General features: G+C 63.8%; 18 protein-coding genes. 6 read left to right on the top strand and 12 right to left on the bottom strand.

Annotated elements, in window-relative coordinates; all coding sequences use genetic code 11:
- The 3 genes from nrdF to WAN02_RS12195 all read right to left on the bottom strand — a co-directional run.
- The coding region (gene nrdF / locus WAN02_RS12205; RefSeq protein ID WP_422264428.1) for a class 1b ribonucleoside-diphosphate reductase subunit beta at nt 1–809 on the bottom strand (809 nt) is incomplete at its 3' end.
- Nucleotides 810–928: 119 nt separating this feature from the next.
- A complete protein-coding gene (locus tag WAN02_RS12200) occupies nt 929–1,807 on the bottom strand; it encodes an SDR family oxidoreductase (RefSeq protein ID WP_422264427.1) in 879 nt (292 codons plus the stop codon).
- A gap of 93 nt (nt 1,808–1,900) precedes the next feature.
- The gene (locus WAN02_RS12195; protein ID WP_422264426.1) at nt 1,901–2,518 is read right to left on the bottom strand and encodes a TetR/AcrR family transcriptional regulator; all 618 of its coding nucleotides are present in this window, start codon (nt 2,516–2,518) and stop codon (nt 1,901–1,903) included.
- A 76-nt stretch (nt 2,519–2,594) separates the two neighbouring features.
- On the opposite strand from WAN02_RS12195, the gene WAN02_RS12190 reads away from it, so the two are divergent.
- The 3 genes from WAN02_RS12190 (at nt 2,595) to WAN02_RS12180 (ending at nt 5,256) form a co-directional block, all read left to right on the top strand.
- Nucleotides 2,595–4,172 (top strand): phytoene desaturase family protein, encoded by a 1,578-nt coding sequence (locus tag WAN02_RS12190; protein ID WP_422264425.1) that lies wholly within the window; start codon nt 2,595–2,597, stop codon nt 4,170–4,172.
- A gap of 111 nt (nt 4,173–4,283) precedes the next feature.
- Nucleotides 4,284–4,730 (top strand): SRPBCC family protein, encoded by a 447-nt coding sequence (locus WAN02_RS12185; protein ID WP_422264424.1) that lies wholly within the window; start codon nt 4,284–4,286, stop codon nt 4,728–4,730.
- A complete protein-coding gene (locus tag WAN02_RS12180; protein ID WP_422264423.1) occupies nt 4,714–5,256 on the top strand; it encodes a TetR family transcriptional regulator in 543 nt (180 codons plus the stop codon). The genes WAN02_RS12185 and WAN02_RS12180 overlap by 17 nt, the downstream gene beginning before the upstream one ends.
- Here the strand turns inward: WAN02_RS12180 and WAN02_RS12175 are convergent.
- From WAN02_RS12175 to WAN02_RS12150, 6 genes are all read right to left on the bottom strand, one after another.
- Complete coding sequence (locus tag WAN02_RS12175; protein ID WP_422264422.1) at nt 5,246–6,799, bottom strand: flavin-containing monooxygenase; 1,554 nt, start codon at nt 6,797–6,799, stop codon at nt 5,246–5,248. The two genes, WAN02_RS12180 and WAN02_RS12175, sit on opposite strands and share 11 nt — an antisense overlap.
- A 10-nt stretch (nt 6,800–6,809) precedes the next feature.
- On the bottom strand, nt 6,810–7,559 hold the full coding sequence (locus WAN02_RS12170; protein WP_422264421.1) for a TetR/AcrR family transcriptional regulator: 750 nt from the start codon (nt 7,557–7,559) through the stop codon (nt 6,810–6,812).
- A gap of 63 nt (nt 7,560–7,622) precedes the next feature.
- Nucleotides 7,623–9,740 (bottom strand): class 1b ribonucleoside-diphosphate reductase subunit alpha, encoded by a 2,118-nt coding sequence (nrdE, locus tag WAN02_RS12165; protein WP_422264430.1) that lies wholly within the window; start codon nt 9,738–9,740, stop codon nt 7,623–7,625.
- Between the two features lie 17 nt (nt 9,741–9,757).
- On the bottom strand, nt 9,758–10,204 hold the full coding sequence (gene nrdI, locus WAN02_RS12160; protein ID WP_325692707.1) for a class Ib ribonucleoside-diphosphate reductase assembly flavoprotein NrdI: 447 nt from the start codon (nt 10,202–10,204) through the stop codon (nt 9,758–9,760).
- A gap of 39 nt (nt 10,205–10,243) precedes the next feature.
- Nucleotides 10,244–10,483: a redoxin NrdH gene (locus WAN02_RS12155; RefSeq protein WP_325692705.1), complete on the bottom strand. Its 240-nt coding sequence runs from the start codon at nt 10,481–10,483 to the stop codon at nt 10,244–10,246.
- 429 nt (nt 10,484–10,912) lie between these two features.
- On the bottom strand, nt 10,913–11,458 hold the full coding sequence (locus WAN02_RS12150; RefSeq protein WP_422264420.1) for an NAD(P)H-dependent oxidoreductase: 546 nt from the start codon (nt 11,456–11,458) through the stop codon (nt 10,913–10,915).
- A 91-nt stretch (nt 11,459–11,549) separates the two neighbouring features.
- Between WAN02_RS12150 and WAN02_RS12145 the strand changes: the two genes are divergently transcribed.
- Nucleotides 11,550–12,152, top strand: a complete 603-nt coding sequence (locus WAN02_RS12145; protein WP_422264418.1) for a helix-turn-helix domain-containing protein — start codon at nt 11,550–11,552, stop codon at nt 12,150–12,152.
- Nucleotides 12,149–13,183: a DNA polymerase IV gene (locus WAN02_RS12140; RefSeq protein WP_422264417.1), complete on the top strand. Its 1,035-nt coding sequence runs from the start codon at nt 12,149–12,151 to the stop codon at nt 13,181–13,183. Before WAN02_RS12145 ends, WAN02_RS12140 begins: the two co-directional genes overlap by 4 nt.
- Here the strand turns inward: WAN02_RS12140 and WAN02_RS12135 are convergent.
- Together WAN02_RS12135 and WAN02_RS12130 are read right to left on the bottom strand one after the other, a co-directional pair.
- Nucleotides 13,180–14,049, bottom strand: coding sequence for an SDR family oxidoreductase (locus WAN02_RS12135; RefSeq protein ID WP_422264416.1), 870 nt, complete (start codon nt 14,047–14,049; stop codon nt 13,180–13,182). The two genes, WAN02_RS12140 and WAN02_RS12135, sit on opposite strands and share 4 nt — an antisense overlap.
- A gap of 69 nt (nt 14,050–14,118) precedes the next feature.
- A complete protein-coding gene (locus tag WAN02_RS12130) occupies nt 14,119–14,778 on the bottom strand; it encodes a TetR/AcrR family transcriptional regulator (RefSeq protein ID WP_422264429.1) in 660 nt (219 codons plus the stop codon).
- A 159-nt stretch (nt 14,779–14,937) separates the two neighbouring features.
- Here WAN02_RS12130 and WAN02_RS12125 point away from each other — a divergent pair, with 159 nt between their 5' ends.
- Nucleotides 14,938–16,416 carry a cytochrome P450 gene (locus WAN02_RS12125; protein WP_422264415.1) on the top strand — a complete coding sequence of 493 codons (1,479 nt, stop codon included), beginning with the start codon at nt 14,938–14,940 and terminating at the stop codon, nt 16,414–16,416.
- Here the strand turns inward: WAN02_RS12125 and WAN02_RS12120 are convergent.
- Nucleotides 16,413–16,901: a homocitrate synthase gene (locus WAN02_RS12120; RefSeq protein ID WP_422264414.1), complete on the bottom strand. Its 489-nt coding sequence runs from the start codon at nt 16,899–16,901 to the stop codon at nt 16,413–16,415. The genes WAN02_RS12125 and WAN02_RS12120 overlap by 4 nt on opposite strands.
- Nucleotides 16,902–17,193 lie beyond the last annotated feature (292 nt).

The raw sequence follows: 17,193 nt of genomic DNA, 5'->3' as shown, positions 1-17,193 counted from the left end.
AGATTCATCAGCGCCTTGTTGGCGTTGTAGCGCAGGAACTTCTTGACGTCCTCGGTCAGCCCGACCTCGTCGTAGAGGTCCTGGGTGTACTCGACCTCGTTGTCGTAGAGCTCGAACAGCAGCTCGTAGGTGTACTCCTTGAGTGCGGCCTGCGTCGCCGCGTCCTCGAGCGCGAGGCCCTTCTGGAACTTGTAGCCGATGTAATAGCCGTGCACGGCTTCGTCGCGGATGATCAGCCGGATCAGGTCGGCGGTGTTGGTCAGCTTGGCCCGGCTCGACCAGTACATCGGCAGGTAGAACCCGGAGTAGAACAGGAAGCTCTCCAGCAGCGTGGAGGCCACCTTGCGCTTGAGCGGCTCGTCGCCGCGGTAGTACTCCATCACGATCTCGGCCTTGCGCTGCAGGTTTGGGTTCTCCTCCGACCAGCGGAAGGCCTCGTCGATCTCGACGGTGGAACACAGCGTGGAGAAGATCGAGCTGTAGCTCTTGGCGTGCACCGACTCCATGAACGCGATGTTGGTGTACACCGCCTCCTCATGCGGCGTCAGCGCGTCGGGAATCAGGCTGACCGCTCCGACCGTGCCCTGAATGGTGTCCAGCAGCGTCAGCCCGGTGAACACCCGCATGGTCAGCTGCTTCTCGTTGGGCGTCAACGTCCCCCACGACGGGATGTCGTTGGACACCGGCACCTTCTCGGGCAGCCAGAAATTTCCGGTCAGACGCTCCCAGACCTCCGCGTCCTTCTCGTCCTGCAGACGGTTCCAGTTGATCGCGGAAACGCGGTCGATCAGCTTCATTCGATCGGTCACCAGAACCCCACTTCACCAGGACGGATAGTCGACGTTGCCTAGGCCACAGACACTACCCCTGGGGGCCGACATGGCGACGGAACACAAGAGGTTGTGTTGGCGTGTCGCAAGCGACGGTCTTACGCGGCCGCCTTGAAGTGCGGGCGAAGGACCAGGCGCACCACGCGGTCGAGGACTCGATCGGATACCACCCGCTGCAGCCGCGCGAGGAGCGCGGCGTCACGCCCAACGGTGTACCGCGTGCGCGGACGAGACGCGGTCGCGGCCTTCGCGATCACCTTCGCGGCGTGTTCGGCGGAAGCGCCGTCCTTGTCGAACGATCTGGCCAAATTCGACATGGCGTCCACGAGCTCGCCATAACGGTCGCGTTGATCGGCGGTCATGCCGTCTTTCAGGCGATCTGCGGTGGCGACTCCCCGTTCGGCCATCGCTGTCTTCACCGCTCCCGGTTCGATGACGACGACCTTGACCCCCAACCTGCTGACCTCACGACGCAGCGAGTCGCTGAGAGCCTCCAGCGCGAACTTGGAACCCGCATACGCCGGGTACGTCGGCAACGCCACCTTCCCGCCGAGCGAACTGATGTTGACCACGGTTCCCGAACTGCGCAGCAGAGATGGCATCAGCGCCTGGATCATTGCGACGTGACCGAACAAATTGACCTCGAACTGCCGGCGCCACTCGGCGATCGGCAGCGCCTCGACCGGAGCGTTGATCGCGACCCCCGCATTGTTGATCAGCGCCCGCAGCGCAAGCCCCTGCGGATCGCGCGTGACGCGTTCGGCGATGGCGACCACGTCTGACTCGACGGTGATGTCCAGAATGTGCGGCTCGATCCCGTCGGCGCGCAGCGCGTCGGCGTCGACGTCGCGGCGCACACCGGCCAGCACGTGAAAACCCCTGCGCGCCAACTCACGAGCGGTGGCCGCGCCCATCCCGGTCGAGGCGCCGGTCACGACGATCAGCTCGCGACGGTCAGAAGAATTCGAGGCGGTCATCGGTCACTCCAGTTCAGTTGACGGTGTCATCTCAAACTAGATGTGTGGGGTGACATTGTGATCGCATAGATGTCGACCGAGGCATAGGCCGCGTCAATCCAGTCCAACCTCGCGCAGGGTGTGCGTCAGACCGTCTTCGAGGGCGCGCAGCGCGATGTCGGTGAGACGACTGAGTTCGTCAATGTCCTCACCGCCCTTGCTCATCCACGTTTCCAACGACGCGAACACCGCGGTGGCCAGGCTGTGCGCGGCGACGTCGGCAATCATTGCCCCGTCCGCGGTCGGCGCCGAGCGTTCGTGGATGAAACGCCGGATCTCGTCGGCAACCTGATCCCGCATCCGCCGAATGTGGCTGCTGATGATTTCCTGGTCCAGGTCGCGCGACCGGATGGTCGCGGCCTCGCGCACCATCGCGAAGTCAAAAGGGAACGCGTCCATGGCTTTTCGCACCGATGCAGCGATGGGTTCGCCGTGCGGGCGCAGCGCCAACGCCCGGGCGAACCATTCGAAGCCGATGTCGTAGTCGGCAAAGATCACCGCGTGCTTGGACGGGAAATGCCGGTAGAAGGTTCGCTCGGTCACCCCGACATCGGCGGCGATGTCAGACACGCTGGTTTGGTGCACGCCGTTGGCGACAAAGCGCTTCATCGCCGCCTGTAACAAAGCCTGGCGGGTGCGCTGGCTACGAGATTCCACGCTGTAAGCAGACACCAATGTCACCATTGACGCAAATATGTCAGGTATGACATTGTGCGTTCAGTCGAGGGATCACACCGGAGGAGTCAGCATGTCCGACTACGACGCAATCATCATCGGGGCAGGTCACAACGGTCTGGTCGCCGCAAATGTGCTAGCCAAGAGCGGCGCGAAAGTGCTTGTCCTGGAACGGGCGCACTTCCTCGGCGGGATGGCGGCGACGCGCGAACTGTTCGACGGATACAAGCACAGCGTCGGCGCGTGGGCGGTGCTGATCTGGCGCCAGGAGATGACCGAACGCCTGGAGCTGACCAAATGGGGCTTCGAGCTGATGAACCAATGGACGTCGACCTGTACGTTCGGCGCCCCGGAGGACACCCCGTTCGTGATGTACAACGACCTCGAGCGCATGGGCCGGCACCTGCTCGAAGACCACGGTCCCGATGTCGCCGCGGGCCTCGGCGGCCTGTTCGCCCACATCGGCCGGTTTGCGCCCTACTTCGTCGACTCTGCATTCGGCCCGCCATTGGACATCGTCGAGGTCATCGCCGAGCAGCCCACCCCGGAGGCCCGCCACGACTTCGCCCAGATGTGGTACGGCAGCACGATGGACACGGTCCGCCGCTTCCTCGCGCCCGACCAGGGCCGCTGCATCCAGGGCTCACTGGCCGCAATGTCCATCGATGCTTTCGACGGCGGCCCCTGGACTCCGGGATCGAACGCATCGACGCTGTACCACTACCTGATCGGTGGCGGCAACGTCGAATACATCATGCCCCGCGGCGGCATCGGCTCGCTGAGCACGGCGCTGTGCCGACGCGCTGAATCGCTGGGCGCCGAGGTGCAGATGAAGCAGCACGTCAAGCAGATCGTCGTCACCGAGGGGCGTGCCACGGGAGTCCAATTACGCGACGGCACAACCATTTCTGCCGACGCCGTGCTCTCCTCACTCGACCCGTACACCACATTCGTGAATCTGGCCGGCGAAGGCAACTTTCCGCCCGACTACATCCGCAAGATCAAGGAAATCAACTTCAACCTCGGATACATCCAGGCCCACCTGACCATCGACCAAGCGCCCCAATGGATCGAGCGGCTGCAGCCGTACATGCACGACAACGGACAGTGGTGCCCCACGGTCGCCTACGCGCCGTCGGCGGAATACATCAGCGATGCCTGGGAGCAATACCGCAAGGGGCAGCTGCCCGACGCACCGCCCACCTACCTCTACATCCCCAGCATGGTCGACTCGTCGCTGGCGCCGGAGGGCAAGCACAGCGCGACCATCTTCACCCCCTACTTCCCCACCGGGCTGGACGCCGACGAAAACCGAAGCTGGAAAGAGCAATACGCCGACACTTGTGTACAGATCTTCGACAACTACGCGCCGGGCTTCGCCGACTCGGTCACCAACCGGGTCGTCTTCTCCAACCGCTACTTTGGCAGCACCTTCAGCGCACATGCCGGTGATTACTCGCATGGCCTGCTACAGCCCAACCAGCTGTGGACCGGCCGCGTAGTCGAGGGGGCCGACAAATTCGCCACACCGGTCGATGGTCTCTACCTATGTGGCCAATGCACGCACCCCGGCCCCGGGGTAACCGGCATCCCTGGCTGGAACGGCGCCGAGGCGGCCCTCAAACATCTCGACGCGCGCGTCCGGGCCTAAGACCACCGAGATCGACGCCAGCGTGACCACGAGCGGCGTGTCGCCACGCTTTCGTCGATGTCGGCCGCCCAGGCCTAGGCACGCTCACAGGTTACATGTACCATTTGGTACATGTTGACCGAAGACAGCATCGAGATTGACGCCCCGCCGCAGTTGGTATGGAAGGTTTTCAGCGACGTCGAGCACTGGCCGGAGTGGACCGCCTCGGTCACCTCACTGGTCGGGCACGATGGATCCAATTTGGCTGTCGGCAAACGATTCTCGATCAAACAGCCCGGCATGTCGAAGTTGAACTGGAAGGTGACCGAGATCGACCCAGGCTTGTCCTGGACCTGGGTGCAACGCTCCCCCGGTGTGGACGTGAGCGCTCGTCACCATGTCATCGCCCAGCCCGGTGGCCGCACCTTGGTACGCCAGCAACTCGAGCAGCGTGGCGTGCTCGGCGCCCTGGTCGGACGGATGATGATCAAGAAGACCAAGCGTTTCCTCGAACTCGAAGCCCAAGGACTCAAGGCCCGGTCTGAGCAACTGCACCGCGCCAATGGTTCGCAGTCCTGACCGCGGTCGGCGCCGACAACTGCTGGACAAACTCGTCGAGGAATTCGCCAGGGGCGGCATCGGCGACCGGTCGCTGCGCGACGTGGCCGCCGCCGTCGGCACCAGCCACCGAATGCTGTTGCACCACTTCGGTTCTCGAGAAGAACTGCTGATCGCGATCGTCGAGGAAGCCGAGCTTCGTCAGATGGCCCTGGTGCCCGAGATACCGATGGATCCGGCCGACGGCTTCGCTGCGATGTGGGCCGACCTGCGTCGCCCCGAACTGCGCAACTTGGAACGCCTCTTCTTCGAGTGCTACTCGCGCGCAGCCCAAGGCGAAGAGCCCTTCACGCGCATCGTTCCCGGTGCGGTCGACGGCTGGCTGCAAGAAGTCGAGGCGGCGACGGCCGGCGTCCCCTACGACGGTGCGATGGCACGCCTGGGGCTGGCCGTCACTCGTGGCCTTCTGCTGGACCTTGTCGCCACCGAGGACGAAGCCGGCGTCGACGCGGCCGCGCAAGCGTTCGTTCAGCTCCTCAGACGCTGATTGCCCGGCCCTTCGCCGACGAGCCGGTGCCGACGCCGAAGAACTTGTATTCGGCGAGTTTGAGCGAGCGGGTTTCCCGCCAGTACTGCCAGGTCATGCCGCTCCACAGGGTCCGGTTGACGCCGTGGTCGTCCAGATACCAGCTGCTGCAGCCGCCGGTGTTCCACACCGATCCGGCCAGCTTGCTCTGCAGTTCGGCGTTGGTCCGGTCTTGCGCGGTGCGACTGGGCGCCAGTGCCTGCGCTCCGGCCTTGTCGACGGCCGCGATCGCCTCGGCGACGTAGTGGATCTGCGACTCGATCATGAAGACCACTGAGCTGTGGCCCAGCGCGGTGTTGGGCCCGAGCAGGAAGAACAGGTTCGGCATGTCGGCCACGGCAATGCCGCGGTGCGCCACGACTCCCTCCCGGTTCCACCGATCCACCAGGTCCTCGCCGCGCGGGCCCTTCACGTCGACGTAGGTGTAGGAGTCGATAGTGTGGAAGCCGGTCGCATACACGAGGACGTCGACGGGGTGCTCGACGCCGTCGTCGGTGACGATGCCGTCCGCGGTGATGCGGGTGATCCGGTCGGTGATCAGCGTGGTCTTCGGGTTGTCGACGGCCTGGTAGTAGTTGGCCGCGTAAAGGATTCGCTTGCAGCCGGCCCGGTATTTCGGGGTGAGCCGGCGACGCAGTTCTTTGTCCTTCACGTTGCGGCGAATGTTCCACCTGCCGACCAGTTCTACCGCTCGCAGCAGGCTCGGGCGTTGCGTCATGGCGAACCCAAGGCCCTCGAGCCCCCAGTAGATGCCAGACCGCACAGCCAGTCTCAGGCCGGGCACCGTCGCGAAGGCCTTGCGCACCGCGTCGGGCAGCAGACTGTTCGGCCTTGGCACCACCCAGGGCGGAGTGCGCTGATAGAGCTGCACCTCGGCGACGCCGGCGCCGCGCAGCACCAACTCCGGAACGATCTGGATAGCGCTGGCGCCGGTACCGATGATCGCGACCCGCTTGCCGGTCATGTCGACGCTGTGGTCCCACTGCGCGGAATGGAAAGCGGGACCGCGGAACTCGTCCATGCCGTCGATGTCGGGCGTCCGCGGGATGTGCAGCGCACCGGCGCCGGAGATCAGAAACTGGGCGACGTACTCGTCTCCCGATTCGGTGAAAACGTGCCAGCGGTATTCGCTGTCATCCCAGTGCGCCCGGCTTACCTTCTGACCGAATCGGATGTATCGGCGTAGCCCGTACTTTTCGGTGACGTCCTTGAGGTAGTCCAGGATCTCTGGTTGCGGGGAGAACAGCTTGCTCCAGGTGGCCTTGGGCTCGAATGAGAACGAGTACAGGTGCGACGGTACGTCGCACGCGCAACCGGGGTAGCTGTTGTCCCGCCAGGTGCCGCCGACGTCGTCGGCTTTCTCCACGATGACGAAGTCCACGCCCTGGCGTTGCAGCGCGATCGCCATGCCGAGTCCGGCGAAACCCGTGCCGATGATCACAGCGCGGGTGCGTACGGCTGGCGCAGATGCATCGGGTTGGGTGGTCGACTCGGCAATGCTCATGGCGCCGATGCTAGCTGGCGGCGGAGCTGTGCGGCATCGCGTCGTGAATGGGCTTGTCTGGGTCCAGCTTGATGCCAAGCATTTCGGCAGTGCCGCAGATGACGCCCAGAGTGATCGTGGTCAGGTGCTCGACGAACTGTTCGCGGGGCATCCGCCGCGGGCTGCCGGCATCCGAACCGAGCCACCAGTCGGTGGCTGCCGCAGCGCACCCGTAGGCGGCGAATGCCGCAAGTTCGAAGACGGCGGGATCGAGCTCCATCTCGCGCAGCTCGTTGTTGAACATTTCCGCCATCGCCAGGGTGATCTCGCGGCCTTCGTTCACTGTCCGCATCGTCGACTCTGATTGCTCGGGGAAGCGGCCCTGAATGAAGAAGCGCAGCACGTTGGGATGTTCGTCGACCAGGCTGACGTGTTCCTCGGCGCTGCGATGGATGATCTCGCGGACCGAGTCGGTGGCGAAGTCGATCGACGGGAAGACCGCCGCCCACAGCATGTCGCGGAGGCGCTCCCCGATCGCCTGAAACAGATCGGACTTGTCGGTGAAGTGCCGGTAGATCTTGGGTTTTGCGGTGCCGGCCTCTTCGGCGATCTCGCGGACGCTGAGGTCGGGCCCGAGCCGGTCGATGGCGCGAAACGCCGCCTCGACGATCTCGGCGCGCACCTTCTTACGGTGCTCGCGCCAACGTTCGCTGCGCGCATCGACCTTCACACCGGGCTTGGGCCCGGCGTGGGGCAGCGGGGGTCTGGGAATTCGGACCACGTCAAGCACCATACCCCGGTGCGGTGGCTGACCTGGGCAGACCGCCTACCGGAACGCCACGCGTCACAGCATGCAGGAAACGCAGCCCTCGACCTCGGTGCCTTCCAGCGCCATCTGCCGCAACCGGATGTAGTACAGCGTCTTGATGCCTTTGCGCCAGGCGTAGATCTGCGCCTTGTTCACATCGCGGGTGGTCGCGGTGTCCTTGAAGAACAGCGTCAGCGAAAGCCCTTGGTCCACATGCTGGGTGGCCGCCGCGTAGGTGTCGATGATCTTCTCGTAGCCGATTTCGTAGGCGTCCTGGTAGTACTCCAGGTTGTCGTTGGTCAGATACGGCGCCGGGTAGTAGGCCCGGCCGATCTTGCCTTCCTTGCGGATCTCGATCTTGGACGCGACCGGGTGGATCGACGACGTCGAGTGGTTGATGTAGGAGATCGATCCGGTCGGCGGTACCGCCTGCAGGTTCTGGTTGTAGATGCCGTGGGTCTGCACCGACTCTTTCAGCCGCTTCCAGTCGTCCTGGTCCGGAATGCGGATCTTCGCGTCGGCGAAAAGCTGACGCACCTTGTCGGTCTTGGGTTCCCAGACCTGCTCGGTGTATTTGTCGAAGAACTCACCGGAGGCATACTTCGAGTTCTCGAAGCCCTTGAAGTGCGAACCGCGTTCGATCGCAATGCGATTCGAGGCGCGCAGCGCGTGGTAGAGCACCGTGTAGAAGTAGATGTTGGTGAAGTCGATGCCCTCTTCGGACCCGTAGTAGACGCTTTCGCGGGCTAGGTAGCCGTGCAGGTTCATCTGTCCGAGCCCGATAGCGTGCGAGTCGTTGTTGCCCTGCTCGATCGAGGGTACCGACCAAATGTGGGTCTGGTCGCTCACCGCGGTCAGCGCGCGGATCGCCACCTCGATGCTCTGGGCGAAGTCCGGCGAGTCCATCGTCTTCGCGATGTTCAGCGAACCGAGGTTGCACGAAATGTCCTTGCCCACTTTGGCGTACGACAAGTCGTCGTTGAATATCGACGGCGTGGAGACCTGCAGGATCTCTGAGCACAGGTTGGAGTGGGTGATCTTGCCCTCGATCGGGTTGGCCCGGTTCACCGTGTCCTCGAACATGATGTACGGGTAGCCCGACTCGAACTGCAGCTCGGCCAGCGTCTGGAAGAACTCGCGCGCCTTGATCTTGGTCTTGCGGATCCGCGCGTCGTCGACCATCTCGTAGTACTTCTCGGTGACCGAGATGTCGGCGAAGGGCACGCCGTAGACGCGTTCGACGTCGTAGGGCGAGAACAGGTACATGTCCTCGTTGTTCTTGGCCAACTCGAAGGTGATGTCCGGGATCACCACGCCCAGGCTCAACGTTTTGATTCGGATTTTCTCGTCGGCGTTCTCCCGCTTGGTGTCCAAGAAGCGGTAGATGTCGGGGTGGTGGGCTTGCAGGTACACCGCACCGGCGCCTTGACGCGCGCCCAACTGGTTGGCGTAGGAGAACGAGTCCTCGAGCAGCTTCATGATCGGGATGACGCCCGACGACTGGTTTTCGATGTTCTTGATCGGCGCGCCGTGCTCGCGAATGTTGCTCAGCAGCAACGCGACTCCCCCGCCGCGCTTGGACAGCTGAAGCGCGGAGTTGATCGAGCGACCGATCGACTCCATGTTGTCTTCGATGCGCAGCAGGAAGCAGCTCACCGGCTCACCGCGCTGCTTCTTGCCCGAGTTGAGGAAGGTCGGCGTGGCCGGCTGGAATCGGCCGTCGATGATCTCGTCGACGAGCTTCTCGGCCAACGCGGTGTCTCCGGCAGCCAAGGTCAGCGCGACCATCACGACCCGGTCTTCGAAGCGCTCCAGATACCGCTTGCCGTCGAAGGTTTTCAGCGTGTAGGAGGTGTAGTACTTGAACGCGCCGAGGAAGGTCGGGAACCGGAACTTCTTGGCGTAGGCGCGATCCAGCAACGTCTTGACGAAGTTGCGTGAGTACTCGTCGAGGACCTCACGCTCGTAGTAGTTCTCCTTGATCAGGTAGTCGAGCTTCTCGTCCTGATTGTGGAAGAAGACCGTGTTCTGGTTGACGTGCTGCAAGAAGTACTGGTGCGCGGCTTCGCGGTCCTTGTCGAACTGAATCTTGCCGTCGGCGTCGTACAGATTCAGCATCGCGTTCAGCGCGTGATAGTCCGTTTCATCGGGCAACCCATGCGCGCTGGCGGTTACAGGCTCTGTAGCGACGGTTGTTGGCACGTCTGTTCCTTCCAAAAGTCAGCGAGACCCGCGCGGACGGCATCCACGTCGTCCGGGGTTCCCATCAGTTCAAAGCGATAGAGGTAGGGGACGCCACACTTGCGGGACACCACATCACCCGCGTAGGCGAACTCTGCACCGAAGTTGTTGTTGCCCGCGGCGATGACGCCGCGGATCAACGATCGATTGTTTTCGTTGTTCAGAAAGGCGATGACCTGCTTGGGGACGTAGCCACCGTCATTGATGTCCGGAGTGGCCTTGCCGCCACCGTAGGTCGGCAACACCAGCACATACGGCTGATCTACCTCGATACGACCATGCAGCGGTATCCGCGTTGCCGGGATACCCAGCTTCTGCACGAAGCGGTGTGTGTTCTCCGAGACGCTGGAGAAATACACCAGGCTGGAGGACGGCACGGCAAACCCCTCCCTAGTTCTTACTGCGCCGTCTGCCGGTTACGCGCTCAGCACGGCGCCGGCGAGCCCTTTGATCCGGTCCGGCCGGAAGCCCGACCAGTGCTCGTTTCCGGCCACGACGACCGGCGCCTGCAGGTAACCCAATGCCATCACGTAGTCGCGTGCCTCGGAGTCCAGGCTGATGTCGACCTTCTCGTAGGCGATGCCTTGCTTGTCCAGCGCTTTGTAGGTGGCGTTGCATTGCACGCAGGCCGGCTTGGTGTAAACGGTGACGCTCATCGCGGTACGACCCCTCTGTCGACGGTGGAAATAAGACACGACTGGCAACTATTCGGTTAATGCACATGTACTGCTATTCAGCGAGCCGCCACGCCGCAGAATTCCCGTCTCGCCGGTCCGCTTCAACTGGCGCTCGATGCCGGCTGGTGCGTCCCGACCGACCAGGTAGATCTGGGGTCTGTCGGTCTGCGAAACACTACACCTAGTGGGTGTGCGTAGGTAGGGATACAAGATGTTCTGAAAAACATTCATGAAATTCCCTGGTCGTAAGCCCTACCGTCGAAAGCCCTTCGGCGTGTCGCAGATCACAAAGTGGTCTCGCGTTGGTGTACAGACATGTCTACCACCCGGCACCGACAAGACACGCCGTCCGGATGCGCCCAGCAAAGCGCCCCAGCGGCGTGCAGCCGCTGGGGCGCGTCGGAGAAACTAGTTGATTTCGGCGACCAGTTTGCCGACCGCGTCGCGCACGTTGGCGGCCACTTCGGCATGCTCGCGCGGGTGCTGGCCATTCAGCGTCCCGAACGGCACTGACAGCTTGATCGACTCCACGACGCGCGGGCCGGCAATCCCGAAGGACTTGCGGGTCTCGTCGTGCGCCCAGACGCCGCCGTATTGGCCGTAAGCTCCGCCGATCACGGCCAGCGGCTTGCCCTTGAGCGCGCTGTCGCCGAACGGCCGGGAGAGCCAGTCGATCGCGTTCTTGATCACCGCCGGGATGCTGCCGTTGTATTCCGGGGTCACCACCAGAGTTGCATCGGCTTCAGCCGCTACAGCGCGCAGCGCGGTCACTGCGGCCGGCACGTCGGCGTCGTTGTCGATGTCCTCGTTGTAGAACGGCAGATCACCGAGACCTTCAAAGATCGTGACGGCAACGCCGTCCGGGGCCGCCTCGGTGGCCAGTTCGGCGATCTGACGGTTGATCGACGCCGCGCGCAAGCTTCCTACCAGCGTCAGCACATTGATGTCCGACATGATCTGAGTTCCCTTCGGTAATTGGTGTACATCTTTGCATGGTCTAACCGGACCCTGGTCCGCTTTGTTCCGATGACGCTACAGTTATTTTGTGAGCGCCGCCGACCCGATCCACGACCTGCCTGTTTCCGTGCCACACGAGCGCGGCGACGCTGCGCGCAACCGCGCACTGTTGCTGGATGCGGCGCGGCGGCTGATTTCCGACCGTGGCGCCGACGCGGTCACCATGGACGACATCGCCGCGGCGGCCGGGGTCGGCAAAGGCACCGTTTTCCGGCGCTTCGGCAGCCGGGCCGGCTTAATGATGGTGCTGCTCGACGAGGACGAGCAGATCAACCAGCAAGCGTTCATGTTCGGTCCTCCCCCGCTGGGTCCCGATGCGCCGCCGCTGGATCGACTGGTGGCCTTCGGGCGCGCGCGGCTGCGCTTCGCGCACACCCACCACGAATTGTTGGCTGCCGCCAATCGCGATCCGCAGTCACGCTACGGCGCGCCGGCGATGGTGCTGCGCACCCATGTACGGATGCTGCTCGCCTCGGCCGGCACCACCGGCGACCTCGATAGCCAATCCGATGCCCTACTGGCGCTGCTGGAGGCGGACTACGTCGAACACCAGCTGACCGAACGCGACCAGTCGCTGCGCGCGCTCGGCGATGCGTGGGAAAGCCTGGCGCGCAAACTTTGTGGTAGATGAAGCCGCGCTGGATCCTGCACGTCGACCTCGACCAGTTTCTGGCGTCGGTCGAACTGGGGCGTCATCCCGAATTGGTCGGGCTGCCAGTCATTGTCGGCGGCAACGGCGACCCGACCGAAGCCCGCAAGGTGGTCACCTGCGCGTCGTACGAAGCCCGTGAATTCGGTGTCCACGCGGGGATGCCGTTGCGCGCCGCGGCCCGGCGCTGTCCGGAGGCGACCTTCCTGCCGTCCGACCCCGCGGCGTACGACGCAGCCTCTGAGCAGGTGATGGCACTGCTGCGCGACCTGGGCCATCCGCTGGAGGTCTGGGGCTGGGACGAGGCATATCTCGGCGCCGACACCGACGACCCCGGCGAGCTCGCGGAGCAGGTCCGCACCGTCATCTCCTCGGCGACCGGCTTGTCGTGCTCTGTGGGTATCAGCGACAACAAACAGCGCGCCAAGGTCGCCACCGGATTCGCGAAACCGGCCGGCGTGTACACCCTCACCGAATCGAACTGGATGGACGTGATGGGCGAACGAGCCGTCGACGCGCTGTGGGGCGTCGGGCCGAAGACGGCGAAAAAGCTTGCCGCGCTTGATATCGCGACGGTGTGGCAATTGGCGCACGCCGATGCCGAGCTGCTGACGTCGACGTTCGGCCCCCGAACCGGGCTGTGGCTATTGCTGCTGGCCAACGGCGGCGGCGACGATACGGTCAGCTCCGAGCCGTGGGTGCCCCGCTCACGCAGCCACGTCGTCACCTTCCCGCACGACATCACCGACCGGGCCAAAATGGAGTCGGCGGTAATCGAATTGGCAAACCGCGCACTGGACGAAGTGGTGGCGGCGGGGCGCATCGTCACTCGGGTGGCGGTGACCGTGCGCACCGCCACGTTCTACACCCGCACGAAGATTCGCAAACTCGACGAGGCTACAACCGACGCCGACGTGATCGTCGCGGCCGCGCTGCGGGTGCTGAACCTGTTCGAGCTGGACCGCCCGGTGCGACTGCTCGGGGTTCGGCTGGAACTGCGGATGCCGGACTAACTCACCCGGGGAACTACCGGAGCAGGCTTGAGTGCGTGCGAGAAAATCACGTTCACACGCCGCATCGCGACGCTATAGGGCCACCACGCAACACGTTTGAACGCGTACAACGCCCGGATGTCCACCGAGGTGTAGATCAGGAACCGGTTTCGGGTGACGCCGGACAGAATCTTGTCGGCGGCTTTTTCCGGCGATACCGCGTGGCCGCTGAACCGGTCGACCCAGCGGCTCACCTGCGGGTCGTCGCGGTCGACGCCGGCGATCTCGACGGTGTTGACCAGCGGCGTCCGCACCGCGCCCGGCACCACAACGGACACCCCGATCCGATAGCGGGCCAGGTCGAACCGCAGCACTTCGGAGAGGCCGCGCAGTCCGAATTTGCTTGCGCTGTAAGCGGCATGCCACGGCAACCCGATCAACCCTGCCGCGGAGGACACGTTGACCAGGTGTCCGCCATTGCGCGCCGCCACCATCGGTGGGACGAAGTTTTCGATGACGTGGATCGGCCCCATCAAGTTGATCGAGATCATCTTGGTCCACTGCTCATGGGTCAGCCGGTCGACAGTCCCCCACGCCGACACTCCGGCGATATTCATCACGATGTCCATGCTCGGATGGTTGGCGTGAATCGCCTCGGCGAATGACGCGACCTCGTCGTAGTTCGCGATGTCCAGCGCCCGATACTCGGGAACCTGTGCGCCCAGCGCGCGAACCTCGTTCACGGTCTCGGCCAGACCATCGGCGTTGCGGTCGGTCAGGTACAGCTCGGCGCCTTGGCCCGCGAGCCGTAATGCGGTCGCCCGGCCGATGCCGCTGGCCGCCCCGGTGATCAAGCACCGTTTCCCCGCGAACGTCGTCTTCCCCATGGGCCATGACGATACGGGCCAAGTGGCCCGGCTCGTCCCCAGGCCGCTACGCGGCTGGGCGCGGTAACGCTAGGTCTGCGGCGAACCGCCCCACAGCGCGTTCAGCCACAGTGCCTCGAGCACCCGCACGCCGCGCTGCACGTCTCCGTCGTCGCCCAGGAAAGCCGTGTCGCCGGACAGCATTTGCGCGGTGGTGACCGACAGTGTGCGGACCAGGGTCGGAATGTCGTCGCTGATGGGGTGGGCGGTGCCGGCTCGCAGCTCGTCTTTGACGATGCCCATGATCTGCTGCACGACGCCTTCGACCTGTTGGTCGAGCAGGTCCTTGATTTCGGCGTCGGTGTTGCGCGCGGCATTGCACGCCGACATCACCGGGTCGTTGTGGGCGTAGACCGCCGCGGCGCTTCCGACCATCCGCTTGGCGAACGCCGCTGGCGATTCGTCAGCGCCGCGCGGCGCGAAATACTCGGTCAGCTCCTCGAGTTCGTGTGTCGCATCGGCGAGGATCTGTGCCAGCACGGCGTACTTGGAGTCGAAGTAGAAGTAGAACCCCGATCGGGCCACGCCTGCACGATCGCTGATCGTGCTCACCGACAACTGTGCGAACGGCTTCTCCTCCAGCAACTGGCGCACCGCTTGCACGATGGCGTGTCGCTGCCGATCACCCCGCCGCCGCGGAACCGGCACGACCGGTGGCTGCTCAGCCGCCCGGTCGGCCCCCTGCTCGATGCGCACCCTTCGACCTTGCACTACGCCACGCGCAAAAGGAAACGCCGCGCTCAAAGTCAAACTTGACAGCCGTCAAGTTTCATCTGAGGATGTCAGTTGGTGACGTCTGCCACACAGTCGATCCACCCTCTGCGTGCGCGCCCCACAGAAGGAGTGTCAATGGCGACCATCAGCACCCCGAATTACCTGCTCGATCAGGCCAGGCGCCGGCTGACGCCGTCGTTCAACAACTTCCCTGGCATGGGTCTACTCGAACAGAGGTTGCGCAACACTCCGTTTCCCGAGACGATCCTCGCCGAGCCGCCAGCGGGCAGTGGACTGAAGCCGGTAGTGGGTGACAGGGGGCTGCCGATTCTCGGGCACATGATCGAGACGATGCGGGGTGGACCCGACTATCTATTGTGGCTTTACGAGACCAAGGGCCCGCTCATTTTTGGGGACTCTCCGCTGCTGCCGTTCGTTGCCGCGATTGGCCCCGACGCCGCGCAGGAGATCTACTCCAACCGCAACAAGGACTTTTCCCAGCAGGGCTGGACGCCGGTGATCGGCGCCTTCTTCAACCGCGGTCTGATGCTCCTGGACTTCGAAGAGCATCTGTTCCACCGGCGAATCATGCAGGAAGCGTTCGTCCGCTCCCGGCTGGTGGGCTATGTCGAGCAGATAGACCAAGTCGTGTCGCAGGTAATCGCCCACGACTGGGTTGTCGACGACGCCCGCTTCCTGCTGTACCCGGCGATGAAAGAACTCACCTTGGATATTGCTTCGATGGTGTTCATGGGCCATGAGCCCGGCACCGACCGCGAGCTGGTCACAAAGGTGAATAGATCCTTCACGATGACGGTCCGAGCCGGCACTGCAGTCATCCGCACGGGCGTGCCGCCGTTCACCTGGTGGCGTGGGCTCAAAGCGCGGCAGTTGCTGGAGAACTACTTTGCGGCGCGCGTCCGAGAACAACGCCGTAAAGACGGCAACGATCTGCTTAATGTGCTGTGCCAGACCGAGGACGACGACGGCAACCGGTTTTCGGACCAGGACATTGTCAACCACATGATCTTCTTGATGATGGCTGCGCACGACACCTCCACCACCACTGCGACGAATATGGCTTACCAGTTGGCCGCTAATCCGGAGTGGCAGGAACGCTGCCGCGAGGAATCCGACCGTCTCGGCGACGGGCCGCTCGACATCGAATCACTCGAGAAGCTCGAGTCGCTGGACTTGGTGATGAACGAGGCGATTCGGTTGGTGACGCCCGTCCAGTGGGCGATGCGGCGGACAGTCCGTGACACCGAACTGCTGGGTCACTATTTGCCGGAAGGCACCAACATCACCGCGTTTCCCGGGGTGAATCATCTCCTGCCGGAGATTTGGACCGACCCGCTGAGGTTCGACCCGGAACGCTTCACCGAGCCTCGTAACGAACACAAGCGCCACCGCTATGCGTGGACCCCGTTCGGCGGCGGTGCGCACAAGTGCATCGGCATGACATTTGGCCAGTTGGAGGTCAAGACGATCATGCATCGGCTGCTCCGCCGCTACCGGCTCGAGCTGCCCAGGCCGAATTACCAGGCCAAGTGGGACTACCGCACCATCCCGCTCCCGATGGACGGCATGCCGATCGTGTTGCGCCCGCTCTAGCCGGAGCCGCTGCTGCTGTACAGCCTGTTCGCGCAGGCGATGACGGCGGACAAGGCGGACTGCGTCGGATCCTCCGAGTAGCCCATCGCCCACTCGGCCCGGCAGCCGTCGCTGCCCTGGATGAAGGTCGCCGTCGCGTCGTCGGACTGCAGCTGATGAAACCGCAGCATCTCGACCGAGACACCGTGCTCGTAGAGCATCGCGGTCAGCGCCGCGACCGGGCCGGTCGCGGTGGCGGTGGCGGTTTCGATGCGGTCGCCGAGCGCCAGCGTGGCCTGGAATGTTCTGGTTCCCAGTCGGGTTGCCTGACGATTGGCGTCAGTGCAGTGCCAGTGCCCTAGCCGCAACGGCCCGGCGCTCGGCGCATAAGTGGCGGTGAATGTGCTCCACGACATGGTGTCGGCGTCCTCCCGAAGTCCGCGTGGTAGCGCGATGCCGTCAAAGCGCAGGCTCGACGATTCGGGTGGAGCGGAGGTGATGGTCATGTGCCGGTCTTCTCTGGTCTGAAGGAGTGACCGACGGGTAGTAGCTTCCGACCCACAGCGGGGGGTCGGTCTGGATCAGACCCCGCTGCGGGTGCTGGCTACTACGAGAAGATGCTGCACGATCGCCGAGGGTAGACGCTGATCAGCCGACGGCGCAACTTCATTTCGGGCCAACGGTGATCCAAGTGTGCGAATCATCGTCCAACTTGCCGGAACAAACGTAGCGTTTGTGCCAGCTGGCAAACGGCCATGCTCACTCTCATTCGGCAGAGGTGATAGCCATGAGTACAGA

This window comes from Mycobacterium sp. (genome assembly GCF_049281135.1).
Lineage (GTDB): Bacteria > Actinomycetota > Actinomycetes > Mycobacteriales > Mycobacteriaceae > Mycobacterium.
The sequence above is the reverse complement of the archived record's forward strand: the minus strand, read 5'-3'. Positions and strand labels throughout refer to the sequence as shown.